The 14717-nt window shown below is 59.8% G+C and carries 14 protein-coding genes and 1 pseudogene; 1 reads left to right on the forward strand and 14 read right to left on the reverse strand.

Annotation, left to right across the window (positions count from 1 at the left end):
• Window positions 1–11: 11 nt before the first annotated feature.
• The 14 genes and pseudogenes from metE to H4Q31_RS11195 all read right to left on the reverse strand — a co-directional run.
• On the reverse strand, window positions 12–2291 hold the full coding sequence (metE, locus tag H4Q31_RS11130; RefSeq protein WP_185179150.1) for a 5-methyltetrahydropteroyltriglutamate--homocysteine S-methyltransferase: 2280 nt from the start codon (window positions 2289–2291) through the stop codon (window positions 12–14).
• A gap of 234 nt (window positions 2292–2525) precedes the next feature.
• Window positions 2526–3554: a tRNA 2-selenouridine(34) synthase MnmH gene (gene mnmH, locus H4Q31_RS11135; RefSeq protein ID WP_185179151.1), complete on the reverse strand. Its 1029-nt coding sequence runs from the start codon at window positions 3552–3554 to the stop codon at window positions 2526–2528.
• 31 nt (window positions 3555–3585) lie between these two features.
• Window positions 3586–4635, reverse strand: coding sequence for a selenide, water dikinase SelD (gene selD, locus H4Q31_RS11140; protein ID WP_185179152.1), 1050 nt, complete (start codon window positions 4633–4635; stop codon window positions 3586–3588).
• A gap of 170 nt (window positions 4636–4805) precedes the next feature.
• Window positions 4806–5525 carry a YebC/PmpR family DNA-binding transcriptional regulator gene (locus H4Q31_RS11145; RefSeq protein ID WP_185179153.1) on the reverse strand — a complete coding sequence of 240 codons (720 nt, stop codon included), beginning with the start codon at window positions 5523–5525 and terminating at the stop codon, window positions 4806–4808.
• Between the two features lie 123 nt (window positions 5526–5648).
• Window positions 5649–6188 carry a histidine phosphatase family protein gene (locus tag H4Q31_RS11150; protein ID WP_185179154.1) on the reverse strand — a complete coding sequence of 180 codons (540 nt, stop codon included), beginning with the start codon at window positions 6186–6188 and terminating at the stop codon, window positions 5649–5651.
• A 47-nt stretch (window positions 6189–6235) separates the two neighbouring features.
• Entirely contained in the window at window positions 6236–7204 is a 969-nt protein-coding gene (locus H4Q31_RS11155) for an NAD(P)H-quinone oxidoreductase (RefSeq protein WP_185179155.1), read from the reverse strand.
• A 76-nt stretch (window positions 7205–7280) separates the two neighbouring features.
• On the reverse strand, window positions 7281–7841 hold the full coding sequence (locus H4Q31_RS11160) for a hypothetical protein (RefSeq protein WP_185179156.1): 561 nt from the start codon (window positions 7839–7841) through the stop codon (window positions 7281–7283).
• The gene (locus tag H4Q31_RS11165; protein ID WP_185179157.1) at window positions 7820–10225 is read right to left on the reverse strand and encodes an alpha-L-rhamnosidase-related protein; all 2406 of its coding nucleotides are present in this window, start codon (window positions 10223–10225) and stop codon (window positions 7820–7822) included. The genes H4Q31_RS11160 and H4Q31_RS11165 overlap by 22 nt, the downstream gene beginning before the upstream one ends.
• Before the next feature lie 183 nt (window positions 10226–10408).
• Entirely contained in the window at window positions 10409–11326 is a 918-nt protein-coding gene (locus tag H4Q31_RS11170) for a DMT family transporter (RefSeq protein WP_185179158.1), read from the reverse strand.
• A 148-nt stretch (window positions 11327–11474) separates the two neighbouring features.
• Entirely contained in the window at window positions 11475–11864 is a 390-nt protein-coding gene (locus H4Q31_RS11175) for a GIY-YIG nuclease family protein (protein WP_185179159.1), read from the reverse strand.
• 15 nt (window positions 11865–11879) lie between these two features.
• A complete protein-coding gene (locus H4Q31_RS11180; protein WP_185179160.1) occupies window positions 11880–12641 on the reverse strand; it encodes a DUF2087 domain-containing protein in 762 nt (253 codons plus the stop codon).
• A 134-nt stretch (window positions 12642–12775) separates the two neighbouring features.
• Entirely contained in the window at window positions 12776–13726 is a 951-nt protein-coding gene (locus tag H4Q31_RS11185) for a hypothetical protein (RefSeq protein WP_185179161.1), read from the reverse strand.
• 112 nt (window positions 13727–13838) lie between these two features.
• Complete coding sequence (locus tag H4Q31_RS21790) at window positions 13839–13928, reverse strand: TipAS antibiotic-recognition domain-containing protein (protein WP_311771723.1); 90 nt, start codon at window positions 13926–13928, stop codon at window positions 13839–13841.
• Between the two features lie 8 nt (window positions 13929–13936).
• Window positions 13937–14056: pseudogene (locus tag H4Q31_RS11195) on the reverse strand (MerR family DNA-binding transcriptional regulator); the annotation flags it as partial.
• 177 nt (window positions 14057–14233) lie between these two features.
• Here H4Q31_RS11195 and greA point away from each other — a divergent pair.
• Entirely contained in the window at window positions 14234–14710 is a 477-nt protein-coding gene (gene greA, locus H4Q31_RS11200; RefSeq protein ID WP_185179162.1) for a transcription elongation factor GreA, read from the forward strand.
• The last annotated feature ends 7 nt before the right edge of the window (window positions 14711–14717 follow it).

Below are 14717 nucleotides of genomic sequence, written 5' to 3' on the forward strand. Positions count from 1 at the left end.
ATGCCCAATGCTCAAGACTTGGCGAATCGCTCGCGAGCCCGTCGCGCCGCTTCCGCCATGTTGCGCAGAGCCGCGACTGTCTCTTCTTGTCCTCTCGTCTTCAGACCGCAATCCGGATTGATCCAGAAGAGACTTGGATCGAGTACGGTCAGTGCACGCTCAATCTGCGACGCCATCTCCTCCACGCTCGGAACGCGCGGGCTGTGGATGTCGTATACGCCAAGGCCAATGCCGAGCGGATACGCATGCGTCTCGAAGCTGCTGAGCATCTCCCCGTGGCTGCGCGAGCTCTCGATCGAGATGACGTCCGCGTCCATCGCTTCGATCGATTCGATCATATCGTGGAACTCGCAGTAGCACATATGGGTATGGATCTGCGTCCTGTCCGCCGTCGTACAGGTCGTCTGCCGGAAGGCGTCCACCGCCCGCTTCAAGTAACCTGCATGCTCCGCCGGCTTCAGCGGCAGCCCTTCCCGCACGGCGGGCTCGTCTACTTGAATCATGCCGATGCCGGCTCTCTCCAGCGCTTCGACTTCCTGCCTAAGCGCGAAGGCCAGCTGCTGCGCGACCTGCTCGCGAGAGAGATCGTCGCGGACGAACGACCAGTTCAGAATCGTGACCGGTCCCGTCAGCATCCCTTTGACCGGCCTCTTCGTGCGGGACTGCGCATACACGGTCTCCTTCACCGTCATCGCTTCCCGATATGCGACGTCTCCGTAGATAATCGGCGGCTTCACGCACCTCGAGCCATAGGATTGCACCCAGCCGAATTGCGTGAACGCGAACCCGTCCAGCTTCTCGCCGAAGAACTCAACCATGTCCGTCCGCTCGAACTCGCCGTGAACGAGAACGTCCAGCCCGATCTCCTCCTGCAGCGCCACCCAATGATCGATCTGTTCCCGGATGTAAGCATCGTACCGCTCCTGCGGCCATTCGCCATTCCGCCATAGCCGCCGCGCTCTGCGCACCTCCGCGGACTGCGGGAAGCTGCCGATCGTCGTCGTCGGCAGCAGCGGCAGCCCGAAGCGCTCCGCCTGCAGCTTCCGCCGCTCGGCGAACGGCGCGCCGCGCTTCGGCTCCTTCGCCGCCATCGCTTCCACCGCCTGCCGCACGTCGAGGCGCTGCCGCGCAGGCGATTGCCGGAGCGCTTCGAGCGCTGCCGCGCTGCTTGCCCGCGCTGCTTCGCCGCCTTCTCCGCCGCGCGCGAGATAGGCAACTTCGTCCAGCTTCTCGTCGGCGAAGGCGAGTGCCTGCTTCAGCTCCGGCGGCAGCTTCGTCTCCCGCGCGGCCGACACCGGCACGTGCAGCAGGCTGCACGACGTCTGCACGATCAAGCGATCGTCCGGCACAATCGACTTCAGCTCTTCAATCAGTGCGAGCCCCTCCTCCAGATCGGACCGCCAGATGCCGCGGCCGTTCACAATCCCGGCGCCGAGCGATTTGTCCGCCGGGAAGCCATGTTCGCGCAGCGCAGCCAGATTGCCGGCGCGTCCGAAGCCACGCGCCAGATCCAGTCCGATTCCCGCCACGGGCAGACGGGCGATCTCTTCGTACTTCTCAACCGAATCGAAGTAGGTTTGCAGCATGAGCTTCAACCCGGGCACCGCTTGGGAGAACGTTCCGAAGATTCGGCGCAGCCGTGTCAGGTCTATCTCATCGAGCTTCGTCACTAGGATCGGTTCGTCTATCTGCACCCACTTCGCGCCCGCGCCGCTTAGCTCTGTGAGCACCTGGACATATAGCGGAAGCAGCCGATCAAGCCAAAGATCCGTCTCGGCAGCCTCGTAGCCCTTGGACAGCTTCAGGAACGTGAGCGGTCCGACGATGACCGGTTTGCCTTCAATCCCAAGCTCCTCCTTCGCTTCCAGGTACGCGCGGAGCGGCCGATTGCCGGTCAGCGCCGGATTCGTGCCGCCGAGCTCGGGAACGATGTAGTGGTAATTCGTATTGAACCACTTCGTCATCTCGCACGCCGCCGCACTGTGCGTTCCGCGGGCCATCGCGTAATAGACGGACAGCGGAACGGAGCCGCCTTCATAGCCGAATCGCTCGGGCACGATCCCGAACATAGCCGCCGTGTCAAGCATATGGTCGTAATAGCTGAAGTCGCCGACCGGGATCAGATCGATCCCCTTCGCCTGAAGCTTGCGCAGATGCGCTAACCGGATCTCCCGCAGGCTGCGGTGCAGCTCCTCTTCCCCTAACTTGCCGGTCCAGTGGGCCTCGATTGCTCGCTTCCACTCTCGTTCCGCGCCGATCCGCGGGTATCCTAACACGCTGCTGTTTGCCATCTTGCCGCCTCCCCTTGTTCTATCAACGCTATGCCGCCTGCCCTTTGACAGACACGCATTGTTCGATATCGCAAAGATAACATGAGCGAGCGGTTATACGTTAACACGAATAATCTATATCTAGATATAGCGAATAGCTATAACAAAATGAGGAGGAACGGCGCTTTGGATACAAAAAAATGACGTGCAGCATCCCTTCGATGTCTGCACGTCATTCCATTGACGATCGGCTTATTACTTCCGCCACAGCTTCTCGATCTCATCCGCCGCCTGCTCCACCGATTCGGCGCGGACGACGATCCGGTTGTCCGGATTGTACTGCTCGCTCGTCCGCTCGTACAGCGGGTCGTAATAATAGACCAGCAGCAGCTCAACAGCCCTGTCGTACTTCCCTTCCTGCAGGCACTGATCGATCTCCGCCGCGACCGGGGTATGAATGCGCTGCTTCACCCGGCGGAACGCCGACAGGCAAGCATCTTGATGCTCCCACGGACGATAGTCTTCGAGAATGTGGCGGATGCGCGCGGGAATAGGCATCTCCAGCCAGATCTGCCGTCCTTCCGCCTTCTTCTGCAATAGGAAGTCGGGCAGCATCGCCTTGCCCACCCGCGCGCTCTCCGCCTCGAAGAGCACGACGCGCTCATCCTTCAGCCGCTCCAGCTCGTCCAGCAGGAGCGAATCGAACATTTTCTGATTGCGCGCCTTAAGGCCGATATGCCCGAACACCGAACCGCGGTGCCCGGCCAGATGCTCCAGATCGAGCACGGGCGCGCCGCGACGCGCCAGCTCCTGCAAGACAAGCGTCTTGCCGCTGCCGGTATAGCCGTTGAGCACGAGCGCATCGGGCTTAAACGCATAGTCCCGCAGCGTATCGACCACAAACTGGCGGTAGGCGCGATACCCTCCCTGAAGCCGGCTCACATGGATGTCCATCAGCGACAGCAGCGTGGCCGTCGTCTTGCTGCGCATGCCGCCGCGCCAGCAGAACACCGCTTTGGGCCCTTGCACCTCCGCGAAGCTGCGAATGAAGGCAGGGAGCTTAGCGGATACGATCTCGAGCCCTCTCTCCTTCGCGGCTTGCTGGTTGACCTGCGTATACAAAGTGCCGACCTCGGCCCTCTCTTCATCGTTGAAAAGCGGGATGTTCACGCTCCCCGGAATGGTCGCGTCCGCGAATTCGGATGGGGAACGGACGTCGATAATCGTTAGATCCCGGTCGTTCCGCTTCTGGATCCAATCCTCGATCGTCAAATCTTGAAACATGCTGCCGCCTCTCCTCTGCTGTTCATTCCCCTTATTCAACGGCGATCCGGCCTGGATGCGCCATCGTCACTTCCCCGATCAGGCTCGCTTCTACGCCCGCCTCAACCATCTCTTGCAGCATTTTGTCCGCTTGCTCGCTTGCGACGGCAATGAGCAGGCCGCCGGACGTGACCGCGTCGCAGAGCATCCAGCGGTCGACCTGGTCCATCTCAGCGGGGAAGTCCACATGCTCCTGCACATGCGCGAAATTGTTCTTCGTCCCGCCCGGCACGAACCCATTCTCCGCTAGCTCCCGCACGCGCGGCAGGAACGGGACGTCCGCCTTGCGGATGACGAGGCCGTTGCCGCTGCCTTGCGCCATCTCCATCGCATGGCCGATCAAGCCGAAGCCGGTTACGTCCGTGCACGCGCTGACGTCATAGGCCTCCATGACTTCAGCGGCCTTCTTGTTCAACGTCGTCATCACTTGTGTGAGGCGCTTGATCTCATCCGCGCTAAGCTGATCCTTCTTGATCGACGTCGTCAGAATGCCGACGCCGATCGGCTTCGTCAGCATGAGCTTGTCGCCCGCTCTAGCCCCGGCGTTCGTCCGGATGCGATCCGGATGAACGAGACCGGTGACGGCGAGGCCGAACTTCGGCTCCTTGTCGTCGATTGAGTGGCCGCCGACCAGCGTCACGCCGGCTTCCTTCAGCTTGTCGCCTGCGCCGCGCAGAATGTCGGCGAGAATCTGCTTGTCCAGCGTCGAGATCGGGAACGCCACAATGTTTAATGCCGTTAAAGGCTTGCCGCCCATCGCATAGATATCGCTAATCGCATTCGTCGCGGCTACCTGGCCGAAATCGTAAGGGTCGTCCACGATCGGCGTGAAGAAGTCGACCGTCTGCACGAGCGCAAGCTCGTCGGTCAGCTTGTAGACGCCGGCGTCGTCGCTCGTATCGAGGCCGACGAGCAGGTTCGGATCCGGCACCGCCGGCGGGAGCGAACGAATGACCTGCTGCAGATCGGCCGGTCCGATCTTGCAGCCGCAGCCGCCTTTGGTGGTGAGCGAAGTTAATTTTACGGAAGTTGCGTTATCCATTACGTATCACGTTCCTTTATCCACGAATTCTCTCTCTACTATCGTACAGGACGGCGATGCATCGAAGCAAATCAGCTGTCTCATTAGAAAAAAAGCCGTTCGCCTCCGCGGGCCGGCGGCCTTGCGGGTCGAACAGCTTGTCTTAGGCGGATCGAAGCCCGCCGGCGCCTCTACTCTTCATATTCGACGTTGTGGTACACCTGCTGGACGTCTTCCAGATCCTCCAGCGCGTCGATGATTTTCTCGAACGTCGGGATGGATTCCTCCGGCAGCGTGACGGTCGTCTGCGGAATCATGCTGATCTCCGCGACGGAGAAATCCGTGATGCCCGCATTCTTGAAAGCCTCCTGCACGGCATGGAACTGCTCCGGATCGGCATAGACGATAACGGCGTCGTCCTCTTCCACGACATCGCGCACGTCCACGTCGCCATCCAGCATCAGCTCCAGCACATCGTCGAGCGATTTGCCCGTGATGCCGATGACGGCTGTGGAGTCGAACATATAAGCAACCGAGCCGTTAACGCCCATGTTGCCGCCGTTCTTGTTGAACGCGGCGCGGACATCGGCGGCGGTGCGGTTCACGTTGTTGGTCAGCGCGTCGACGATAATCATCGAGCCGTTCGGGCCGAAGCCTTCGTAACGCAGCTCGACATAGTTCTCTTCGCCTGCTCCCTTCGCTTTTTCCAGCGCGCGGTCGATAATCGCCTTTGGCACGTTATACGTCTTCGCGCGTTCCAATACGACCTTGAGCGCACGGTTCGCTTCCGGATCCGGCTCGCCCTTCTTGGCGGCCACGTAGATCTCAACGCCGAATTTCGCGTAGACACGGCTTGTGTTCGCGTCCTTCGAAGCTTTCTTCTCTTTAATATTGTTCCATTTGCGTCCCATGCTCTAATCCTCTTTCTCGATTTATTTCATAAGATTGCTTTTAGAAAGTCTGACAATAGCTCTTCACATTTTAGCAGATGCTGCGAACTTTTTCTATCAATAGCCCAAACTTGCCCGCAAGGTTTAGCGCTTATAGACGTAGAGCTCACCATTGCGCGGAACGAGAAATCCTTCGCCCTTGCACCCTCGGCTCGTCAGCTCCTTCGCCAGCAGCCGCATGAACGCTCCATGGCTGACGACCAATACGTTCCGGTTCGGATAATCCCTCTCCAGAACATCGACGAACAGACGCGCTCGCTCACGGGCTTTGGCCTTCGTCTCTTCTTGGGACGGATGCGAGACCAGCCAAGCCATCCGGGCCAGCAACAGCCACAAGTTAAGGTGCAGCTTCACTCCTGACCGCATGACTGGATGAAGTTCAATCTCTCTTAAATGCGGCGTCCGAATCGCCGTTCCCGGGTAGATCACGCTAGCCGTACGAACCGCTCGCGACAAATCGCTGCACAAGCAAACGTCCCACCGGGTGCCGTCGTCCGGAAGCGGCGCGACTTCGAGCTCCGCTCGATCGTAATCCGCCGTCCACTGCCTGAATTGATCAGGCGCCAACCACTTTCTGCCGGCGGCGGGTTGAACTTTGAAATGCCGCACGAGCGCTATATTCATCTGATACCTCACCTCTTGGCTGTGAGCATCGACTTCGAGTCGATCGGTCATTGCACTCGCAGCACGATCTTGCCGATGTTGCGGTTCGCTTCCATATGGGCGTGGGCTTGCTCGACATCGGCCCAATCCCACACCGAATCGACGATCGGCTTCAGCCGGCCGCTCGCGAACCGCGGCAGCGCGAAGTCGGCGAATGCCGCCGTCAAGCTCACCTTCTTCTCCGGCGGTTGACTCCGCAGCGCCGTCCCAAGCACTTGCAAGCGGCGCGCCAATAGGCGCCCGAGATCAAGGCCGGGCACCTGGGTGCCGCCCATCGTGCCAACGATGATGAGCTTGCCGTCCACTGCGAGCGAATCGAGATTCTGCTCCCAGTAGGAAGCGCCGACGAAGTCCAGAATGACGTTGACGCCGCGCCCGCCAGTCGCCCGCTGGACCTCCGGCGCGAACGGCCCTGCCCGGTAGTCGAACGCCGCATCCGCGCCGAGCGCAAGGCATGCCTCGCGCTTCGCCTGCGAGCCTGCCGTCACGAGCGTCCGCACGCCGGCCTCGCGCGCCAGCTGGATGGCAGCCGTACCTACGCCGCTCGCGCCGGCGTGGACAAGCGCCGTCTGGCCGTCGCGCAGTCCCCCAAGCTGGAACAGATTGAGGTAAGCGGTCAGGAACACTTCGGGAATCGCCGCCGCTTCCTCGAACGACAGGGTGTCCGGAATCCGCATCGCCATGCCGGACGGGATGCGCGCCCGCTCCGCGTAGCCGCCGCCCGGGAGCAGCGCCATGACGCGGTCCCCCGGCTTCCAGGGGCCGGCGCCCTCTTCGACGACGCCTGCCATCTCGAGGCCGAGAATCGGGGACGCGCCGGGCGGCGGCGGGTAGAGCCCGCGCTTCTGCAGCAGGTCCGCGCGGTTCAGCGCCGTCGCGCGGACGCTCACCAGCAAGTCGCCGTAGGCGACATCCGGCTCCGCTGTCTCGCCGACGCCGAATCGGTTCGTGCTATCCAATGGTACGATTGCTCGCATGGGTATGATCCTCCTTCAAGGCAACGACTTAAATCACGCACGACATCTATTGCGTCCATCATACCGCCGATCGAGGCTAGATGCCACTCGCTCGTCTCTGGCTGCCCAACTTTCGATGGAGCCATATGCCGGATCCAGCGAGCGTTAATCCGACACAGATAAGCAACGTCCAGTAATTAAAGTATAGCGTATTGAGATGCTGCGGCGTCACGTGTTTGATCTCGGCAAGCTTGCGCAGCAGCGACTTGGCGAATAATATTTGGCCCCATGCCGATCCGGCGCTAAGAGCGGCGCCGACGATCGACACGACGGTCGATGCACGCCGGGTCGGCTTCGTCCACCGGATGATGGCGCGAGATATACAGGCACAAAGCACGAACGCCAATATGACCATTGGAAGCCATAGCAAGATAGCAGGATTCCCGTTGCCGCTCCGGTCATCCGGTTGCAGCGTAAGCATTCGGATAAGCTGCAAGAAGAGAACATTGCCCAGCGCCAGCAGCAACAGCCAGCTAAGAGCTAGATAGCTCGGTTGCGCCTTCGCCAGCCGCAAGATGATTAGCAGTACAGTAGAGGCGGCTAACAAGCCAAATGTAATCGCCAATTGGATATCGTTCATATGGCGTCCATTCGGCACGACAGCAGCAGCTCCCGTAGGCCGTCCGTTCTCGTCTCCGAACCGTCCGGCAGGCGCACGACGGCCGGCACGCCATCCGGTCCGTTCACGCTTAAGCGGAACTCGCCGTCATGTGCCGTCCATTCCACCCGTACCGGCCCGTGCGGCGTCATCGCCGCTCCAGCGGCTCGGCTCAGCCCGATCGTGCTCGGCTCGATCCGGATTGCCGCATAGCCCGGCTTCTCCGGCTTCACGCCAAGCAGCTCCGCCGGGAATTCATGCAGCGGCAGCGCGCCCCAAGCATGGCAGTCGCTCCGCTCCAAGACCGGGTCTTCGACCCATGCCGTCACATGCAGGTCGACTTGGCGGCGCCAGACGTCCCACAGCTTCAGCGTTCGGTCGTACAGCCCGGTCATGGCCAGCGCGCGGAACAGATAGTACGCCATCGCGATCGAGGTCTGCGCGAGCCCGCTCTCCGACAGCGTCCGCTCCATGAGCGCTCTGGCTTCCGCGTCAGCGACCGTTCCGGTCAACACCGCCCAGATTTGGGCGTGCTGGCTGTACGCCTCCGCTTCCGGGCCGTCCCGGAACATGCCGCGCGTCTCCGACCAGCAGCGGCTGCGCACCGCCCCGCGGACGCTCTCCGCCCGGCTGCGGTACTCCGCTGCCGTATCGCGCCTTCCCGCAAGCTCGCACAGCTCCGCGGACTTGACCAGCGCGTCGGCGTACATCAGGTTGTACACGGTGAGCGGCCCATCCTTCGCGGCAGACGGCGCGCCTGAACGGGAACGCCATTCCTCCGTCCAGTCGACGAACGACCAATACGCTTGCGGCATTCGCCCTGCCAGCCCCGACGCTTCCCGCTTGCGTTCGAACCAGCCGAGCACCGCATCGATCGATGGCAGATAGTACCGGACCAGCGCCTGGTCAGCGAAGTGCATGTAGTGATCGTGCACCATCATAATCCAGAAGAGCGCGAAGCCCGGGATCACCTGACGGGAGACGGCAGGATAACGGCTCTGCAGCATGCCCGTCGGCAGCAGCGAGCTGTGGAAGTCGTAAAGCGCCTTGCGCGCCAGCCGATCGTCCGCGCTGATCTGATACGTGAACAGCGCCTGCAGCCGCGTATCCATCTCGTATCCCATCTGCTCATAATAAGGCGTATCCTCATACGTCTCATGCATGCAATTGCGAAGCGTATTTACGCTGATCGGCCACAGCGGGTTCAGCGTCTCGTCCGAGCTTTCGAACGACGCCGCGACTCGCAGCGGATAGCCAGTCCGGCAGTAGCTGAAGCGTCGAAGCGTCAGCGGCTCGCCCTTCGCCTCTGCTTCAAGGCGGATGAAGCGGAATGCGCGCCTGTGAAAAGGCTGGTATCGCTCCGGCTCGTCGTTCAAGCTCCGCGAGACACCGCCAACCGTATAATCGTCGGTGAAGCCGTACAACTGCTTGCCAATCGAGTCGTCGCGCACGCCTTTGCGGCGCTTGCCGCCGGGCTCCGGCTCGTGCTCGTAGCACTCGGCGTAGAGAATCGACACCTCCGCGTCTCTGCCGCCGGACAGCTCCAATACGGGATAACCGGCCACAAGCTCCCCTGCGTCTACTTCCAGCCAGACGCGTTCCCCCGGCTGGACTACGATCGGCCCTAGTTCACCGATCGGAGCGTCTGCCGCTGCGATGGCGGAACCGAGGCTGGATCTCGAGACGCGGACGAACGCTTCGTTCGTCTCCTCCGCAAGCGGAATCGGCCTCGGCATCAGCTGCCATCGGGTCAGTTCGCCGTGCAGCGGGTCGTACGGGTCTGAGACGATGATGGCGGGCGCCCAGCCCGCCCCTTCGTCTTGCTTGCGCAGCCAGCCATGGGGAAGTCGGCGCGCGTCCACCTTTTCACCGCCTCCGATGAAGAGAGTGAGCGTCTCCGGCTTCAAGGAGAACGCTTCCACAGGCAGCCGCAGCGCTTCCCAGCCGGCGTCGGTGTTCAGACACTCGATAGGTTCGCCATCCCCTCGTTCAAGCGTTCCTTCCAGCAGATATCCGCCGCGATCTGTACGCCAGACGGAGGTCGGGCCGCGCGATACGCCTCTCCCCCAGTCGGCAGCCGGATAATGAACGACGAAGGCGGCCAGCATATTCGTTCCCGAATGAAGCCGATCGGTCACATCGACTGTCTCGTAGTAGTGCGTATTGAGGTCCCCTTTGCACGGGCCGGAAGAGACGGATTCCCCATTCAAGTAGAGGCGGTACCGGCTGTCGGCCGATACCGACACGGTCAGACGCGCGCCTGCCGCTTGCGGCAGCTCGAACGAGCGGCGCAGCAGCACCGCTTCCAGCGAAGCGCCATCTGCCCTCTTCTCGCCGGGCTCCGCCCAGATCCACTTCGCTTGCCAATTCCGATTCTCGTCCACGACTGGCACCCCGTTTCACAATATCATCCCTAACCATTTCAGCTTAGAGAAGGGAATTCCTTCCCGCAACCCGCCTATTGCGCTCAGATAACCGTTGAAACGTTCGCTATAACTAAAGAAGCCTTCCCGTCGCGGAAAGGCTTCTTGATTGGTTCTTGCCGTTCAAACCTGTGCAACTGTCATTCAAGCCTCGCGAGTCGCCGTCTCCAACGCTTGTCGCTTGAGCGACGGCGCGCTCGGCCGGTTCACGAAGCAGATGCTGAGCACAATAAGCGCCAAGCCGACGAGCAGCGAATAAGTGAACGGTTCGTTCATAAAGACCGTTCCGGCCAGCACCGCAATAAGGGGCACGAGGAACGTGAACGTCGCTACCTTGCTGGCGTCGCCTTGATTGACCAGCGTATAGTAGATCACGAACGTGATCGGAACCCCGAACGTCGCTCCGAAGCCAAGGCCGGCCCAATAGGTCCCATTCCATGCGACTTCGGCCCAGCTCTCGGTGAACGAACCGACGGCCGTCAGCGCAATCCCTCCGAGGAAGGACGGCGCCGCCACCATCCACATGGCATCGACATGCTTGCTCTCCTTCTTGACGTAGATGACGCCGAGCGCCCAGCATAACGCAGACAGCAAACCTAGCGCGATGCCGATGGCGCTAAGCTCGCCTGTGAATCCGTCGGCGCTAACCGCAACGATGCCGACGAAGCCGAGTATGAGCCCGAGCACTTTGAGGACCGTCATCTTCTCGCCGAGCCACAGCCAAGCGAACAAGCCGATCAGAATCGGTTGGAAATACACCAGCACCGAGAACAATCCGGCCGGCATGTAGGAGAGACCGAAATTCTGTAAGCCATAGAAGCCGGCCGTGTTGAGCAGCGCGGATATCGCATAACGGCGCCAATTGCGCCGCCATTGCAGGTTCCGCGCTTTCGGAAGCAAGAACAGCGCCAGAATAGCTCCTCCGAACAGCGAGCGCAGCCCCGCGAACAGAAGCGGTGGACTGTACGCCAGAGCCATTTTGTAAATAGACCAACTGATCCCCCAGGTGAGAACCAGAACGATTAGCATCAACGTTGACTTCCTGCCTGACTGGATGTTCATTGCTTGCGCCCCCTGCTTCATCTCTGAGCCTAACTATACGCCTGTCGGCGGCTCCTTTGCTAACGTCTTGACCAATCTTCTCCGAATCTTCATATTTGCGATCAGCAAGAAGAGCCGCCCTATCGGGGCAGCTCCTCCTTCTTCCAACTTACAATCGCTTCGGATGGTTATAGCCGGCATCGCCGAACGGCTGCAGCTTCTCGACCCACAGCTCGGTCAGCGCGTCTACCTCTTCTTTGTATTTCAAGCGTTCCGCTTGGTCGAACGTGCCTTCCTCCGGTGGCTTGATCCGATCCAGCACTTCGAATACGAAGGCGTCTGGGCCGTACTTGTTCCAATCCTCCCGCAGCGCGATAACCGTATTCGTGTTGGTCTGCTTCTGGAACTCGAGCCGATTGTGCGCGCCGGGCAAATCCATGCTGCCTTCGACGAGAATTTTGCCGTTCTTCACATTGCGGATCTGGTACACGCCCATCGGTCTAGCCGAAGTCGCATAGGAAGTGGATAATTGCTTCTTCTTCTGCTTATCGATTGTCATCTGATCTTGATCCTCCTATCGCTTAACCCAATAACGGCTGCCGTCCTGCTCGCGATCCAAGAAGCCGTACTCGATCAAATATCGCCGAAGCGTCACATAGTCAGAATATCGCGCTTTGAGTATGGCGTTCACTTCTTTCTCTGTATACGAACGCCCTTCCTTGAACTGGCGCGCGAGGTGGCGAAGAATGGCGATCTTCCGCTTCTCCTTGCGGGGGAATTCGCTGAGCGGCCCGTCCAACCCTTGTTTGAAGTAGCTGCGCAGAATGTCGTCGTTCTCTTGCTCGGTGATCGCATAGCGCTCATCCACCATTGTCGCCGTCCGGTGAGGCGTGATGAGCCGCTGCTGCCGGCTGGCGCGGTCGTTCGACAGCTCCATGATCGCGAGGAACACCTTCGCCTGCTTCATCCGTTCGCGAAGCGCGAAGCGATGATTGCGGATCGTGGAGGTGCTGCCGCCCTCGTGTTCAGCTACAATCTCCTGGTCCGTCAAGCCTTCATGGAACATCTGCAGCAGCTTCTTCTGCAGATCTGTCAGCCCGGTCAGCTTCTTGTCCAGTCCGAGCAAGAACTCGAACATGGAACCGTGCGCTTCTGTCACGTGGAGCTGGGCGAATTTGCCCGCTTCGTACAGCTTGCCGTTCAACGGATATACAACGCCTTGTTCGAACCGTTCCCCGCAGGCCAAGCAGATATAGCATTCTTCTTCCCCGCGATACGCGAGGCCTCTCTTCAATTCGCTTAAGGGTACTTCCCAGAACAACTCCGCCACTTGCATCGGCTAGACCTTCTTCCATATCGTTTGCTCATTCTATAGACAGTATATGGGTTTCGTTTGGAACTGTCAATAAAAAAACTAGACGAATTGCTCGCTCGTCTAGTTTATACAACCTTGGCGTTATGTTGGTCTAGTCAAGCGCCTTCTACCAGCGCTTTATGTTCGTTGCGTTTGCCCCCGATCTGCCCGTTGAGCGATGCGGATTCGCCGGATAATCGGCGCAGTTGGAGAGTCACTTCCTGCGAGCCTTGCTCTACCTTATCCAGCGCTTCATTGATCCGCCCCTGCACGATCCAATCCGTGAGGAAGCCATCGAAGAAGTAGTCGGCGAAGGAGAGGAACCCGCCGATCTCCACTTCGCCCGCGCCTGACCGCCAATTGAGGTCCGCCAGCTCCTTCTCGAACATTCGAAGCGCATGCTGCGCCTCATGCATAATCTGCCGGGCTTCCTCTATTCGGTTATGCTTGATATGGGTAGAGATCATGCCTCCTCCCAGCATGTCATAGGTTCCCCAATTGCGCGCGGAGCGCAGCTTCTCCGACGCCGCCGTGAGCCGCTCGCTCGCCCTGTTGCCGGCTCTAATCGCTTCTTCTGTCTCCCGCAGTCTTGCCAGCAGAAGGCCGATCTCCTCTGTCAGCTCCTCCAAGCGGGCGGCGGTTCCCGGATCGTGAAGGCCGATCCATTCCGCCTTCTCCTTCAGCAAGCGCTCGTACTCGGCTTCCGCATTCATCACCTCGCCGTACAGACGCGACGTCTCAGCCTTCTCTTGCTCCAATGCTTGCAGCGCCGCTTGGGCGGAGTCGTACTTCAACTGCGCCTCAGCCGCTTCGCGCTCTTCCACCCCGATGCGTTCCTCCAGCTTGCCGGTGATCCGGTGCCAAACACGGGACAGCGACAGCTTGTTCAGCTCCTCGACGTCGGCTTGCTCCATCTCTGATCGGCTTAGGCAGTTCCGAGCGATCTCCCGCTGCTTCTTCACTTCAGCCTCGACCTGCTCTAATTGACGCTTGCGTTTGTGCATCTCTTCGATTCGGCTTCTTGCTTGCTGAAGCCGCTCGCTCCATACTGACAACGATTCCGGCATTGAGTGCTCTCCCTCGCTTCCTTAAGAATCAATACGACCCCCTATATATACCTCCATTTGCCAGTTGAAGTTGCACTCGCTATTCGCACTCATTCGCGTTCGCCCGTATAGATTAGAATCGAATCGCAGCGCACAGATACGCGGCTGTCCCCGGACCCGCAGCGTCGTAATGCGCTTGGAAGCGCTCATCCTCGACAAACATGCGCGCCAAGCCGGCTTCAGCAGGCCGATCTCATTGTAATAACGAAGCGTTCGGGTGCTGACGCCTGCCATTAGGGCAAGCTCTCGAATTGTATATTTCAATGGTATGACCTCCCGTAAATCCAACATTACACGTTAACGCAGCGCCAACGTCAACACATTAACAGACGCCTCTTCCCGCGTTGCCGCCGAATTGACAAAGGGCCATCGCTAAGCCTATCATGATAATCTGAACAGCATGCCACTGCTCGGATATTGGGGTTCATATCGCATGACGCGAGAACGAATGTATAAGGAGATGTCGACATGGCAAATGACGAAGTGATACTGACGCCTGAGGGTAAGCTGCAGCTGGAGAAAGAGCTGGAAGAGCTCAAGACGGTCGGCCGCAAAGAGATGTCCGAACGGATTAAGCTCGCGCTTAGCTACGGGGATTTGAAGGAGAACTTCGAATATCATGCGGCGAAGAACGATCAAGGATTCATGGAGACGCGTATCCAGACGATCGAGAAGACGCTCAAGCGAGCCAGGATCGTCGAGAGCAATGATTCCTCCAAAGTCCAGATCGGCTCGACCGTCGTGCTGAACGACATCGAGATGAACGAGAAGCTCGAGTACCGCATCGTCGGCGGCGCGGAAGCGAACGTGCTCGAGAACAAGATCTCCTACGAGAGCCCGCTTGGCGCCGCGCTGATGGGCAAGTCCGTCGGCGACAAGATCAACGTCGAAGCTCCGATGGGCGTTATCCAATACGAGCTGCTCGAGATTCGGATCGGCGAATAAGCTGGAG

It is taken from the genome of Cohnella lubricantis (assembly GCF_014212015.1).
GTDB classification, from domain to species: domain Bacteria; phylum Bacillota; class Bacilli; order Paenibacillales; family Paenibacillaceae; genus Cohnella; species Cohnella lubricantis.

Excerpts from the sequence above, each read along its gene's own strand:
- H4Q31_RS11185 (WP_185179161.1), bottom strand. The coding sequence starts at position 13,726 with ATGCCGGAATCGTTGTCAGTATGGAGCGAGCGGCTTCAGCAAGCAAGA.
- metE (WP_185179150.1), bottom strand. The coding sequence starts at position 2,291 with ATGGCAAACAGCAGCGTGTTAGGATACCCGCGGATCGGCGCGGAACGA.
- mnmH (WP_185179151.1), bottom strand. The coding sequence starts at position 3,554 with ATGTTTCAAGATTTGACGATCGAGGATTGGATCCAGAAGCGGAACGAC.
- H4Q31_RS11170 (WP_185179158.1), bottom strand. The coding sequence starts at position 11,326 with ATGAACATCCAGTCAGGCAGGAAGTCAACGTTGATGCTAATCGTTCTG.
- H4Q31_RS11155 (WP_185179155.1), bottom strand. The coding sequence starts at position 7,204 with ATGCGAGCAATCGTACCATTGGATAGCACGAACCGATTCGGCGTCGGC.
- H4Q31_RS21790 (WP_311771723.1), bottom strand. The coding sequence starts at position 13,928 with ATGTTTGTCGAGGATGAGCGCTTCCAAGCGCATTACGACGCTGCGGGT.
- H4Q31_RS11150 (WP_185179154.1), bottom strand. The coding sequence starts at position 6,188 with ATGAATATAGCGCTCGTGCGGCATTTCAAAGTTCAACCCGCCGCCGGC.
- greA (WP_185179162.1), top strand. The coding sequence starts at position 14,234 with ATGGCAAATGACGAAGTGATACTGACGCCTGAGGGTAAGCTGCAGCTG.
- H4Q31_RS11175 (WP_185179159.1), bottom strand. The coding sequence starts at position 11,864 with ATGACAATCGATAAGCAGAAGAAGAAGCAATTATCCACTTCCTATGCG.
- H4Q31_RS11145 (WP_185179153.1), bottom strand. The coding sequence starts at position 5,525 with ATGGGACGCAAATGGAACAATATTAAAGAGAAGAAAGCTTCGAAGGAC.
- selD (WP_185179152.1), bottom strand. The coding sequence starts at position 4,635 with ATGGATAACGCAACTTCCGTAAAATTAACTTCGCTCACCACCAAAGGC.
- H4Q31_RS11180 (WP_185179160.1), bottom strand. The coding sequence starts at position 12,641 with ATGCAAGTGGCGGAGTTGTTCTGGGAAGTACCCTTAAGCGAATTGAAG.